Below are 12,501 nucleotides of genomic sequence, written 5' to 3' on the forward strand. Positions count from 1 at the left end.
GGGGCACCTCCCGGCCGAAGGCTGGGGGAGAGTCCATGCGGAGCATCGGCGACTGAGGAGAAGCCGTCCAGGCGAGAGTCCGGGCGTCGCGACGCCGCCCCCCGATTGCCGGTCGCTCTCAGACGCCCAGCAGGCGCCAGATCGCCGAGCGGCGGCGGGAGGACTGCTCGCCGTCGGGGCCGTCGGCCGGCTGCAGGGCAGCGACTGCGGCGGTGGTCGCGGCGGCGTCCGCGAGCGGGCGGGCGGCGGTGAGGCCGGTGGCCTCCGCCGGGTTCAGGCCGGCCTCGGTGAGCGCGGTCTCGGCCTCGGCGGCCGGGAGGGCGTTGAACCAGCGGAGCGCGAGGGCGGCGCGGCCGGCCTCGGTGAGCTTGCCGGTGAGCCGCAGGCGGGCCAGGCCGCCGTCCGGGTAGACGTTGATCCGGACGTGGGTGACGGCCCGCCCGCCGGGCAGCCGGAGGCGGTGGCGGGTGTCGGGCTGCAGCCGCGTACGGGGAAGGATCTCGAACCAGCCGTCAGCATCGTCCGACGGGTTGCCACCGTTCGAGGCGTCGTAACCCACCAGGTCGGCCCAGCCGGGGGCGTTGGCGACGAAGTGGGTGGTGTCCACCTCGGCGGCCAGGACCTCGCCGCCCCCGGCCAGGGCGATCTGTACCCAGTCGTTGGCCTTGTCGCGCCGACGCCGGGTCTCCCAGCCCTCGCCCATGACGGTGGCTCGGCCGGGAGAGTTCAGGTTGTGCGGGGAGGAGAAGTAGCGGTCGGAGGCAGCCTCGGCGACGCCGCCGAACTCCTGCGCGGCGAGGTCGAAGGTCAGACCGTCGAGGTCGCGCGGGTCGGGCAGCACCTCGCCGTACACGCGCAGGCGGGCCACGCCGCCGTCCGGCCAGATGTTGAGGCGGACGTGGGTGTAGCGGGTGTCGTCCGAGACCGCGAACTCGTGGGCGGTGTCGCCCTGGAGCGCGGTGCGCGGTACCAGGTCGACCCACTCGGCGGCCTCGAGCTCCTCGACCGAGGGGATGCCCGGGACGGACGCGGCCTGGACGGAACCCGACTCCGGGTAGTTGCCGGTGAAGTGGGCGGTGTCCACGATCACGCCACGGATCAGGCCGGCGGCACCGAGGCGGACGATCGTCCAGTCGTGGTCCTCGTCGGTCGGGTGCGGCTGCTCGGCGGAGACCCCGCGCCGGCGCTTGCTCTCCCAGCCGTCCATGATCTGGCCCTTGTGGCCGAAGGTGTGCGCGCGGAACTCGGCGGGCTTGGTCACCAGCAGGTTCTCCGCCTCGGCGAAGGTGTCCTCGTTGGTGGCCACCACACCGGCGCCGAGCAACCGGGACGCCAGGTTGACCAGCTCGGTGAAGGGAGTGCTCGGGGTCTGACTGGTACTCACTTTTTGAGTCTCCAATTTATCGAGTGGTCGGACGGGCGATCTGACGACCGAACGGCTCGGCGGTCACGTCGACGACCCGGCCGCGCAGCCAGGTGGTCCGGACGGCACCGGTCAGCGTCTTGCCCGCGTACGGGGTGACGGGGTTGCGGTGGTGCAGCTCCTCGGCGATCACGGCGAAGGTGCCGTCCGCGTCGAAGGCGACCAGGTCGGCATCGTGCCCGACGGCGATGGCGCCCTTGGTGCCGGTCAGGCCGACCAGCGAGGCGGGGCCGCTCGACATCCAGCGGACCACGTCGGACAGGCTGTGGCCGCGCCTGCGGGCCTCCGTCCAGATGGCCGGCAGGCCGAGCTGCAGCGAGGCGATGCCGCCCCAGGCGGCGGCGAAGTCACCGCTGCCGCCGTACTTCGCGAGCAGCTTCAGGTCCAGGGTGGACGGCGAGTGGTCGGAGACGACGGCGATGAACTCGCCGTTCGCGAGCGCCGCCCAGAGCTGGTCGCGGTTGGACTCGTCGCGGATCGGCGGGCAGCACTTGAAGGCGGTGTCGCCGTCCGGCACCTCCTCGGCCGCGAGGGTCAGGTAGTGCGGGCAGGTCTCGGCCGTCACCCGGACGCCGTCCGCGCGGGCCTGCCGCAGCAGCGGCAGCACGGCGGCGGAGGAGACGTGCAGGATGTGGACGCGGGCGCCCGTCCGGCGGGCGGTGTCCAGCAGCCGGGCGACTGCGGCGGCCTCGGCGTCGTCGGGGCGGGAGGCGAGGAAGTCGCGGTAGTGCACACCGGGCTGCTGCGGAGCGGCCTCCAGCACGGCCGGGTCCTCGGCGTGGATGATCGCCAGCGCGCCGATCCGGGCCTGCTCGGCGAGGGCGGTCTCCAGGTCGGCCTGTTCGACGTGCGGAAACTCGTCCACGCCGGAGGGGGCGAGGAAGCTCTTGAAGCCGAAGACGCCGGCGTCGTGCAGCGGTTCGAGGTCGGCGGCGTTGCCGGGGATCGCACCGCCCCAGAAGCCGAGGTCGACCCAGGCCTGCCCCTCGGCGATCTTGCGCTTGGCGTCCAGCCCGTCGACCGTGGTGGTCGGGGGTATGGAGTTGAGCGGCATGTCGATGACGGTGGTGACACCGCCGGCGGCGGCGGCGCGGGTCGCGGTGGCGAAGCCCTCCCACTCGGTGCGGCCGGGCTCGTTCACGTGCACGTGGGTGTCGACCAGGCCGGGCAGCAGGGCGATCTCTCCGAGGTCGGTGACGGTCTCGGCGGTGAGCGAACCGTGCTCGGCGACGGCGGCGATCCTGCCGTCCCGGACCAGTACGTCAGCGGGGCGCTCGCCGTCCGGCAGGACCACGCGACGGGAGCGGATCACCACCGGGCCGGAAGGCGTCTCGCTGAGGGGCATCTGGGACCTCCGAGGTGAATTACGGATGGGGGTCGCTGAAGGCGGGTAGGCAGTGCCGAGACGGCAGTTGGAAGATCCGATCATCAGACCTCGGCTGCGAATGCTCGGAGCCTAGGCCCGCCTTCAACAAAACGTCAATGTAGGAACGTACGAGTCGGTCAGCTCGCCTCGGTCAGCCCGCCAGCAGCTCGGCCGCCAGCCGCTCCCCCGCGACCTCGGCCAGCTCCGCCGCCTTGGTCATGCTGTCGCCGGGCTCCTCGGCCAGATCGGTGAGCGCGTACGCGGCCACGAAGCCCGCCGCCCGCCACTGATCCTCCGACAGCTCCAAGCGGCCTGCCACTGCGGCTACCCGAACCCCCGCCCGGGTAGCCGCCGCGGCAACACCGGCGGGGGCCTTGCCATGGAGCGTCTGTGCATCCAGGCAGCCCTCGCCGGTCACGACGAGGCGTGCCCCACGCACGGCCTCGTCGAAGCCCAGCAGTTCGAGCAGCAGCTCGATGCCGGGTCGCATGGTGGCGCCGAGCAGGGCGAGGGCCGCGAAGCCCACTCCGCCCGCTGCCCCGGCGCCGGGGGCGTCCCGGAAGTCCTGGCCGGTCGCCTCGCGGACGACGTCCGCGAACCGGGTCAGGCCCTCCTCCAGAATCACCAGGTCGTCGGCGTCCGCGCCCTTCTGCGGGCCGTAGACGGCCGTCGCGCCGCGCGCGCCCAGCAGCGGGTTGTCGACGTCGCAGGCGACCACGACCTCCACCCCGGCCAGACCGTCGGCGAGCGAACCGAGGTCGATCCGGTCCAGCCTGCGCAGCGCGGCGCCGCCCGGCGGCAGCTCGGTGCCGTCGGCGTCGTACAGGCCGACGCCCAGCGCCTGGACCATGCCCGCGCCGCCGTCGGTGCAGGCGCTGCCGCCGAGACCGAGCACGATCCGCTTGGCGCCCAACCCGGCCGCCCGCGCGATCAGCTGGCCGACCCCGTAGGAACCGGCCCCGAGCGGCGCGGTACGGCCGCCGGGGAGCCGGGCCAGCCCGGAGGACTGCGCCAGCTCGACCACGGCGATGTCACCCCGCAACGCGATCGCGGCGTCCACCGGGAGGCCGGTCGGACCGGCCACCTTGGCGGCGACGCGGGTGAAGCCGGCCGCGAGCGCGGCGGCCAGGGTGCCTTCGCCACCGTCGGCGACCGGCAGCTCGCGGATCTCGACGCCGGGAGCTGCGCGGCGGATGCCGGCTGCGAGGTGGGCGGCGACCTCGGCGCCCTCCAGCGTGCCCTTGAACTTGTCGGGGGCGACGACGACATGACCCTGAGCGGGGGTGGCGGGCATGGCGTGGGCCTCACTTCCGGGACGGGCTTACGAACTGGGCTTGGGGGTCTGTGTGCACAACCGTGCACCTTCATGGTGGGTTGGCAGCGCACGCAGTTGATTGAGCAGGGCCCCGCGCCCCTACGGGTAACCGATTCTGCAAAAGGGGTGCGACCCCCTCCCCGCCGTTCCTCTCGTCCCGCTTCCGACGTACGAGAGGCTCCCCTCGGCGAGGGAGGGGGCCGGGCGATGCGCGCACGGACACGACCGAAGTGTCCCCGGGAGGCATGGCGCGCGCGTCGCCGGCTTGGAACGACCAGCAGATGGGCGGATGAGCACCAAACCCATCTGCCGGTCGAATCTGACCTCCTGGTGACGCGGGCACGACCGGACAGGTACACGCCACCAGGAGGGGTCTATTGGGTGGTCAGGCGACCGGGCGGCCGGAGAGGCGCTCGACGCCGCGCAGCAGCGCGGAGTGGTCCAGCGAGCCGTCACCGTTGGCACGGGCCGAGGCGACCAGCTGGGCGACGACCGCGCCGACCGGGAGAGCGGCTCCGACAGCACGGGCGGCGTCGGTGACGATGCCCATGTCCTTGTGGTGCAGGTCGATGCGGAAGCCGGGGGCGAACTCGCGGTTCAGCATGTTGGCCTTCTTGCGGTTCAGCACGGTCGAGCCGGCCAGGCCGCCGCCGAGTACGTCCAGCGCGGCGGCGAGGTCGACGCCCGCGTTCTCGAGGAAGACCACGGCCTCGGCGAGGACCTGGATGTTGACGGCCACGATGAGCTGGTTGGCGGCCTTCACGGTCTGGCCGGCACCGGCCGGGCCGACGTGGACGACCGTGGTGCCCAGCGCGTCGAAGAGCGGCTTGGCCTCGGCGAAGTCAGCGGCGTCGTCGCCACCGACCATGATCGAGAGGACGGCCTCGACGGCACCGGCCTCGCCACCGGAGACCGGGGCGTCCAGGGTGCGGACGCCCTTCTCCTTCGCGGCGGCCGCGACCTTGATCGAGGTCTGCGGGGTGATGCTGGACATGTCGATCACGAGGGTGCCGGGCTGCACGTTCTCCAGCACACCGCCCTCACCGAGGATGACCTGCAGCACGTGCGGGTCGGCGGGGACCATCGTGATGACGACCTCGGCGTCCTTCACCGCGTCGGCGATGCTGGTCGCGCCCTTGCCACCGGCCGCCACCAGGGCGTCGATCGCGGACTGCTCCAGGTTGAAACCGGTGACGGTGTGCCCGGCCTTGACCAGGTTGGCGGCCATCGGGCTGCCCATGATGCCGAGGCCGATAAAGGCGATCTTGCGGGAGGCGCTCATCGCGTCGAGTTCCTTCGTACGGGGGAAAGGGTGGGAGTGGTGACTACTTCGCGGCGTGCTCAGTCGGCGGAACGCAGCTCGCGCGGGAGCCACTCGAAGCTGTCGGCGCTGACGCCCTTGGCCGGGCGGTACTCCAGGCCGATCCGGCCCTGGTAGCCGGCGGCGGTCAGTCGGGCGAACAGGTCCTCGAAGTCGAGGCTGCCGGTGCCGGGCTCGTTGCGGCCCGGGTTGTCGGCGATCTGCACGTGGCCGAACTTGTCGGCGTACGTGTCGATGACGGCGGCCAGGTCCTCGCCGTTCATCGCCAGGTGGTAGAGGTCGCAGAGGAACTTCGCGTTGCCGAGGCCGGTCGCGGCGTTCACCTTGTCGACGATCTCGACGGCGGTGGCGGCGGTGACCAGCGGGTAGTCCGGCGACTCGGGCTTGTTCAGGGCCTCGATCAGCAGGACGGCGCCGATCTCGTGGGCGGCCTTGGCGGCCAGTACGAGGTTCTCCAGCGCCAGCGCGTCCTGCTCGGCCGGGTCCACGCCCTCGACGCGGTTGCCGTAGAGCGCGTTGAGCGCCTTCGTCCCGAGCGACTCGGCGAGTCCGGCCGTCACCGCGATGTTCTCGCGGAAGCGGTCCTTCTCGGCCGGTACGGAGACGGTGCCACGGGCGCCCTTGGTGAGGTCGTCCAGGAAGTTGAGGCCGGTGAGCTGCACACCCGCGTCGGTGAAGGCCTTGCGGAGCTCGTCCTGCTCGGCCTGCGAGGGGCTGGGGTTCTCGCCGAAGGGCCACCACAGCTCGGCGGCGGTGAAGCCGGCGGCCGCTGCGGCGGCGGGGCGCTCCAGGAGCGGGAGCTCGCCGAACAGGATCGACAGGTTGACCGTGTAGCTCTGCTTGGAAGCGGCAGTCACGTCAATCACCTTTCACACTCTGAGGTCACACTTTAAAGAGCCTCAACTTCCACAATCCGGAAGAAGGATTCTGCTTGGTGGAAGCATGCTCGGGAGTCCGCAGGGTGTCAACCCCGCCGCAACATTTTGTTGAAGATCCCGATCCGCCGAGCCCTTCCCTCCCCCGACCTGCTCGCTAAAGTGAGCGGGTGCGATTGATGGTGGAGTTCACGACAGAACCGTTCGAGCTGGACACGTTCCCCGAGCATGCGGCGGCCGCACAGCGGGTCGTCGACGAGGCCGGCCTGGCCGTCGCCGTCGGCCCGTTCGGGACCGGCGCCGAGGGCGAGGCCGACCAGATCCTCGACGCGGTGAGCAAGCTGCTGCGCGAGACGCTGGCCGCCGGGGCGACCCGGATCTCGGTCCAGGTCAGCGTCCTCGGCGAGGACGAGAACCAGAACAAGAACCCGGAAGGAGTGGGTACGCAGTGAGCGACGCCCTGGAACACCCGCTCGCCACAGCGATAAAGCCGCTGCTCGACGCAGTGGGCGCGACACCGGTCGCGGTGGCCGAGGCCCGCCCCGAGGACGTGGTCCTGGAGTGGGACGGCGCTCCGGCGATCGCCGTACGCCTGCCGCACCTCAGCAGTGCGCTGGACCGCCTGCTGGCAGAAATGACCCGCCAGTTCGACGGACGCCCGCTGGCCGAGCTGGACCGCTGGGAGAAGCAGCGCGTGGTCGCCCTGCTGGAGGAACGCGGTGCCTTCACCGTCCGCCACGGGGTGGAGACGGTCGCGTCGGCGCTCGGCGTGAGCCGGTTCACGGTGTACAACTATCTGAACCGCCAGGACGGTACGAAGACCGGCTGACGGTTCGACCAGCTGACAACCGGGGTCGGGTGCGCCGGCCGACCGGTCGCGTCCCGTGCCGACGAGGCCAGTCTGTCCCACCGGACACATCGGGCACACTTGGCGAATCGCACACGAAAAGCGCTGGTTACCGGCCCTGTCTCAAAACGTAACCACCAACCGTTCAACAAAGTGTTGACGACCGGGGGTGGTGGATCTAGCTTTTGCGGGTGGCACCACTCTTCAGGAGGTCCACCCGTGACCAACCACCCCCAACCGTCTCCTGACGCGGCCGGCGCACTCAAGGCGCTGGCGGCGGCTCCCGCCGCCGAGCTGACGGAGACCCTGCTGGAGATCTGCTCCAGCCCCAGCTGGGCCGCCGCCGTCGCGGCCACCCGGCCCTGGGCCGACCGCGACGCGCTGCTGGCTGCCAACGCGGCCGCGATGGCCGCGCTCACCACCGGCGACCTGGCCGACGCGATGGCCGGCCACGCCCGGATCGGCAAGCCCAAGTCGGGCGACGCCACCTCCGAGCGCGAGCAGGCCGGCATCCAGGGAGTGGACTCCGCTCTCCTCGATGAACTGCACGAGGCGAACGCCGCCTACGAGGCGAAGTTCGGCCACGTGTTCCTGATCTGCGCGACGGGCCGCACTGCGGACACCATGCTCGCGTCGCTCCGAGAACGCTTCCCCCATGACGCCGCCACCGAGGCGGAGATCGTCCGGGGCGAGCTGCGCAAGATCAACGACATCCGCATCAACCGCCTCCTGGACGAAGCCTGAGCTTCTGAACCGGGCTCCCCGACAGGTCCCCCTGACAAGGCTTCTGACAGAGCGTCACATCCTGCCATCAGTAAGGTCACTCAACCCATGACTGGCATCTCCACGCACGTGCTCGACACCAGCCTCGGCCGCCCGGCCGAGGGTGTCCCGGTCGAGCTCGCACTGCACACCGAGGGTGGTTGGCAGGTGCTCGGCACCTCCGCCACGGACTCCGACGGCCGGGCCAAGGACCTGCCGGCCGTGGAGGCGGGCTCGGTCGTCCGGCTCCTGTTCGACACCGACTCGTACTTCGCGAAGAAGTCGGACGAGACGCCGTTCTTCCCCGAGGTCTCGATCGTCTTCACGGTCGCGCCCGCGCAGCACCACTACCACGTGCCGTTGCTGCTCAACCCGTTCGGATACTCGGTCTACCGCGGAAGCTAGACCGCCAGACCGCTTGATTGCTTAGGAGCCACGCCATGGCCCACGTGCTCGGACAGAACCAGTACGGCAAGGCGGAGAACCGCATCGTCCGCGTCTACCGTGACAGCACCCGTCACGAGATCAAGGACCTGAACGTCTCGGTCGCCCTCTCCGGCGACCTCGACGACGTCCACCTCACCGGCTCCAACGCCAACTGCCTGCCCACCGACACCACGAAGAACACCGTGTACGCCTTCGCGAAGGAGTACGGGATCGAGTCGGCGGAGGCCTTCGGCATCACGCTGGCGAAGCACTTCGTGGACAACAACGAGCCGATCCACCGCGCCCGGATCCGGATCGAGGAGTACACCTGGGACCGGATCAAGACCCCGGACAACTCCTCCCGCTTCATCGGCTCGGAGGAGGTCGGCCACTCCTTCTCGCGCAACGGCAGTGAGGTACGCACCACCGAGATCACGTACGACGGCACCACCGTCCAGGTGATCTCGGGCCTGAAGGACCTGGTCGTGATGAACACGACCAACTCGGAGTTCTGGGGCTACATCAAGGACCAGTACACCACCCTGAAGGAGGCCTACGACCGCATCCTGGCCACCCAGGTGACGGCTCGTTGGAAGTACTCGTATCGCGGCCAGGAGGGCGAGGCCCAGCCGAACTGGAACCGGTCCTACGCGCACGTCCGCCGGCACATGCTGGAGGCGTTCGCCGAGACCTACTCCTACTCGCTGCAGCAGACCCTGCACGCGATGGGCACCCGGGTGCTCAACAACCGGGCCGAGGTGGACGAAGTCCGCCTGGAGCTGCCGAACAAGCACCACTTCCTGGTCGACCTGGAGCCGTTCGGCCTCAAGAACGACAACGAGGTGTACTTCGCCGCCGACCGGATGTACGGCCTGATCGAGGGCACCGTGCACCGCGAGGGCGTCGTCCCGGTCATCCCGGTCGCCTGACAGCGCGGCACCACCGTGAACCCCGTCCAGTACCACCGCACCAACCGGCTTCGCCAGGCCGGACGGTACCGGACGGGCCTCTGCACCACCCGCTCCTGCACCACCTGTTTCTCCTCCCCCACCAACCGGAGATCGTGCTCGCCTCACGGCGGCCGGCCCGGGGCACCGGAGAAGCCGGCCGAGGGATTCCTGCACCGCCGTCCCGCCCTCGGCCAAGGCGAGTTCAGCCACTCTCCAGCGCCACGGGCGCGCCGGGAGCCACGAGCGCAAGAGGGGCTCGACATGGCACTCCGTTCCACCCGAACCACTGACGGCGGTTCCACTCCTGACGGTCCTTCGCGACCGGACGGTGTGTCACCAGGTTCGCCCGATACACCGTCCGGAAGCGAAGCCGTCGTCCACCCCGTGGACGAGCTGCTGCCTCCGGTCAAGCTCATCAGCACCGGTCTGCAGCATGTCGCCGCGATGTACGCGGGCGTCGTGGCGCCCCCGCTCATCGTCGGCGCCGGCGTGGGCCTCTCCCCCGCCGAGCTCGCCCTCCTCATCTCGGCCAGCCTGTTCACCGCAGGTCTGGCCACCCTGCTCCAGACCCTCGGAGTATGGCGCATTGAAAGTTGGCGGGTCGGCGCACGGCTGCCGTTCGTGAACGGCGTCTCGTTCGCCGGCGTGGCGCCCATGCTCGCCATCGCCAAGGAGCACGGCCCGAAGGGCGCCCTACCGGTGATCTTCGGAGCGGTGATCGTCGCGGGGGTCCTGTGCTTCCTCGCGGCACCGTACTTCTCCAAGCTCATCCGGTTCTTCCCGCCGGTCGTCCAGGGCACCGTGATCACCCTCATCGGGGTGTCCCTGCTACCGGTCGCGGTCGACTGGGCCCGTGGCGGCTCGCCCGGCGCCCCCGGTTACGGCTCCATGCGGGCCATCGGACTCGCCGCGTTCACCCTCGCCGCGGTGGTCCTCTGCAACAAGCTGCTCCGAGGCTTCTGGCAGCAACTCTCGCTGCTCGTCGGCCTGGCCGCAGGCACCCTGCTGGCCTTCCCGCTCGGGCTCGCCGACTTCGGCGCGGTCCGGCAGGCGAAGATCTTCGCGCTGCCGTCCCCGTTCCACTTCGGCGCGCCGGCCTTCGACGCGGCGGCGATCGTCTCGTTCTGCATCGTCATGGTGGTCTCGATGACCGAGTCCACCGCCGACATGCTGGCGCTGGGTCGGATCGTCGAACGCGAGGCGGACGAGCGGACGCTGACCGCCGGTCTGCGGGCCGACGGGCTGGCCACCGCGCTCAGCCCGGTCTTCAACGGGTTCGCCTGCAGCGCCTTCGCCCAGAACATCGGGCTGGTGGCGCTGACGAAGATCCGCAGCCGGTTCGTGGTCGCGGCGGGCGGCGGAATCCTGATCCTGCTGGGTCTCTTCCCGGTGCTCGGCTCGTTGGTCTCGCTGGTGCCGCAGCCCGTCCTCGGCGGCGCCGGGATCGTGCTCTTCGGCACGGTCGCGGCGAGCGGCATCCGCACCCTCGCGGAGGCCGGCCTGGAGTCGGGCGGCAACACCATCCTGGTGTCCGTCGCGCTCGGGGTCGGCATCGTCCCGATCGCCGCGCCCGACTTCTACGACGCCTTCCCGGAGGCCGTCCGCACCCTGCTGCACTCCGGGATCTCGGCCGGCTGCGTGATGGCCGTCCTGCTCAACCTGCTCTTCCACCACGTCGGTGTCGGCCGCCGGTCCCAGGCCGGCGAGACACCCGGCGCGACGGTGTCAACGGCGACACCGTCCTGACCGGCCGGGGGGGTGTACACCGCTCACGTACATCCCCCCGCCCTCCCCCCATAGGAGAACCACCATGGCAGTCCAGCCCCCGCCCGCCGACCAGCGGATCGTCATCGAGAACGTCGCGATCGCGACGGTCGACGCCAACGACACCGAGTACGCCCGTGGTCACGTGGTCGTCCTCGGCAACAAGATCGAGTCGGTCGGCAACGGCCCCGCCCCGCAGTGGCTGGACAACGTGGTGCGCCGCATCAACGGCGAGGGCCATCTGATCACCCCGGGCCTGGTCAACACCCACCACCACTTCTACCAGTGGATCACCCGGGGCCTGGCCCAGGACAACATCCTGTTCGACTGGCTGGTCGCGCTCTACCCGACCTGGGCCCGGATCGACGACAAGCTGGTGCACGCCGCCGCCCAGGGCTCGACCGCCGCGCTGCTCAAGTCGGGTTGTACGACCGCAAGCGACCACCACTACGTCTTCCCGAAGGACGGCGGCGACATCCTCGGCGCCGAGATCGAGGCCGTCCAGGAGCTCGGCATGCGCTTCACCGCGCTGCGCGGCTCGATGGACCGCAGCAAGAAGGACGGCGGCCTGCCGCCGGACCACGCGGTCGAGAAGACCGAGGACATCCTGATCGCCTCCGAGGCCGCCGTGGACAAGTACCACGACGCCTCCTTCGACTCGATGCTGCAGATCGCCATCGCGCCCTGCTCCCCCTTCTCGGTCTCCACCGAGCTGATGCGCGAGGCCGCGCTGCTCGCCCGCCGCAAGGGCGTCCGGCTGCACACCCACGGCTCGGAGACGGCCGAGGAGGAGCAGTTCTGCAAGGAGCTGTTCGGCATGGGCCCGACGGACTACTTCGAGTCGACCGGCTGGCTGGGCGAGGACGTCTGGATGGCGCACTGCGTCCACATGAACGACTCGGACATCGCCAAGTTCGCCGAGACCGGCACCGGTGTCGCGCACTGCCCGTCCTCCAACGCCCGCCTGGCGGCCGGGATCGCGCGGGTCCCCGACATGCTGAGGGCGGGTGTCCCGGTCGGCCTCGGCGTCGACGGCACCGCCTCGAACGAGTCGGGCGAGCTGGGCACCGAGCTGCGCAACGCACTGCTGATCAACCGGCTGCACGGCAGCCCCAAGGCGCTGACGGCCCGTTCGTCGCTGCGCCTGGGCACCATGGGCGGCGCCCGGGTGCTCGGCCGGCACAACGAGATCGGCTCGATCGAGGTCGGCAAGCTCGCCGACCTGGCGCTCTGGAAGATCGACGGCATCATGCACTCCTCGATCGCCGACCCGGTCGCCGCCCTCACCCTCGGCGCGCTCCCGCCGCTGGCCCTGCTGCTCGTCAACGGCAACGCCGTGGTCGAGCAGGGTCACCTGACCACCGTCAACGAGGACAAGATCGCCCAGGACTGCGCCCGGGCCGCCAAGGTGCTCGCCGCACGCGGCTGACACCCCCTCGAACTCCGGGTGAC

The 12,501-nt window shown here is 70.6% G+C and carries 12 protein-coding genes; 7 read left to right on the forward strand and 5 right to left on the reverse strand.

Annotated features, from left to right (window positions below; genetic code table 11):
- Positions 1 to 118: 118 nt before the first annotated feature.
- From alc to P3T29_RS04185, 5 genes are all read right to left on the reverse strand, one after another.
- Positions 119 to 1,384 (reverse strand): allantoicase, encoded by a 1,266-nt coding sequence (gene alc, locus P3T29_RS04165; protein WP_280714876.1) that lies wholly within the window; start codon positions 1,382 to 1,384, stop codon positions 119 to 121.
- Between the two features lie 16 nt (positions 1,385 to 1,400).
- Positions 1,401 to 2,768, reverse strand: a complete 1,368-nt coding sequence (allB, locus tag P3T29_RS04170; protein WP_280714877.1) for an allantoinase AllB — start codon at positions 2,766 to 2,768, stop codon at positions 1,401 to 1,403.
- Between the two features lie 172 nt (positions 2,769 to 2,940).
- Entirely contained in the window at positions 2,941 to 4,083 is a 1,143-nt protein-coding gene (locus tag P3T29_RS04175) for a glycerate kinase (protein WP_280714878.1), read from the reverse strand.
- A 406-nt stretch (positions 4,084 to 4,489) separates the two neighbouring features.
- Positions 4,490 to 5,386, reverse strand: a complete 897-nt coding sequence (locus P3T29_RS04180) for a 2-hydroxy-3-oxopropionate reductase (RefSeq protein ID WP_280714879.1) — start codon at positions 5,384 to 5,386, stop codon at positions 4,490 to 4,492.
- A gap of 59 nt (positions 5,387 to 5,445) precedes the next feature.
- Positions 5,446 to 6,291: a TIM barrel protein gene (locus P3T29_RS04185; protein ID WP_280714880.1), complete on the reverse strand. Its 846-nt coding sequence runs from the start codon at positions 6,289 to 6,291 to the stop codon at positions 5,446 to 5,448.
- Between the two features lie 179 nt (positions 6,292 to 6,470).
- Between P3T29_RS04185 and P3T29_RS04190 the strand changes: the two genes are divergently transcribed.
- From P3T29_RS04190 to P3T29_RS04220, 7 genes are all read left to right on the forward strand, one after another.
- Complete coding sequence (locus P3T29_RS04190) at positions 6,471 to 6,752, forward strand: thiamine-binding protein (RefSeq protein ID WP_280714881.1); 282 nt, start codon at positions 6,471 to 6,473, stop codon at positions 6,750 to 6,752.
- Entirely contained in the window at positions 6,749 to 7,129 is a 381-nt protein-coding gene (locus tag P3T29_RS04195) for a helix-turn-helix domain-containing protein (RefSeq protein WP_280714882.1), read from the forward strand. Before P3T29_RS04190 ends, P3T29_RS04195 begins: the two co-directional genes overlap by 4 nt.
- A gap of 237 nt (positions 7,130 to 7,366) precedes the next feature.
- A complete protein-coding gene (gene uraD, locus P3T29_RS04200) occupies positions 7,367 to 7,891 on the forward strand; it encodes a 2-oxo-4-hydroxy-4-carboxy-5-ureidoimidazoline decarboxylase (RefSeq protein WP_280714883.1) in 525 nt (174 codons plus the stop codon).
- 87 nt (positions 7,892 to 7,978) lie between these two features.
- Positions 7,979 to 8,314, forward strand: a complete 336-nt coding sequence (uraH, locus tag P3T29_RS04205; protein ID WP_280714884.1) for a hydroxyisourate hydrolase — start codon at positions 7,979 to 7,981, stop codon at positions 8,312 to 8,314.
- Between the two features lie 35 nt (positions 8,315 to 8,349).
- Positions 8,350 to 9,264: a factor-independent urate hydroxylase gene (pucL, locus tag P3T29_RS04210; RefSeq protein WP_280714885.1), complete on the forward strand. Its 915-nt coding sequence runs from the start codon at positions 8,350 to 8,352 to the stop codon at positions 9,262 to 9,264.
- A gap of 282 nt (positions 9,265 to 9,546) precedes the next feature.
- Entirely contained in the window at positions 9,547 to 11,031 is a 1,485-nt protein-coding gene (locus P3T29_RS04215) for a nucleobase:cation symporter-2 family protein (RefSeq protein ID WP_280714886.1), read from the forward strand.
- A gap of 64 nt (positions 11,032 to 11,095) precedes the next feature.
- Positions 11,096 to 12,478, forward strand: coding sequence for an 8-oxoguanine deaminase (locus P3T29_RS04220; RefSeq protein WP_280714887.1), 1,383 nt, complete (start codon positions 11,096 to 11,098; stop codon positions 12,476 to 12,478).
- The last annotated feature ends 23 nt before the right edge of the window (positions 12,479 to 12,501 follow it).

The sequence above is a fragment of the Kitasatospora sp. MAP5-34 genome (genome assembly GCF_029894335.1).
Lineage (GTDB): Bacteria > Actinomycetota > Actinomycetes > Streptomycetales > Streptomycetaceae > Kitasatospora.

What these genes read in the sequence shown, in the direction of transcription:
- allB (WP_280714877.1), bottom strand. Translation starts at nt 2,768, where the DNA reads ATGCCCCTCAGCGAGACGCCTTCCGGCCCGGTGGTGATCCGCTCCCGT.
- P3T29_RS04175 (WP_280714878.1), bottom strand. Translation starts at nt 4,083, where the DNA reads ATGCCCGCCACCCCCGCTCAGGGTCATGTCGTCGTCGCCCCCGACAAG.
- P3T29_RS04180 (WP_280714879.1), bottom strand. Translation starts at nt 5,386, where the DNA reads ATGAGCGCCTCCCGCAAGATCGCCTTTATCGGCCTCGGCATCATGGGC.
- uraH (WP_280714884.1), top strand. Translation starts at nt 7,979, where the DNA reads ATGACTGGCATCTCCACGCACGTGCTCGACACCAGCCTCGGCCGCCCG.
- pucL (WP_280714885.1), top strand. Translation starts at nt 8,350, where the DNA reads ATGGCCCACGTGCTCGGACAGAACCAGTACGGCAAGGCGGAGAACCGC.
- P3T29_RS04215 (WP_280714886.1), top strand. Translation starts at nt 9,547, where the DNA reads ATGGCACTCCGTTCCACCCGAACCACTGACGGCGGTTCCACTCCTGAC.
- P3T29_RS04220 (WP_280714887.1), top strand. Translation starts at nt 11,096, where the DNA reads ATGGCAGTCCAGCCCCCGCCCGCCGACCAGCGGATCGTCATCGAGAAC.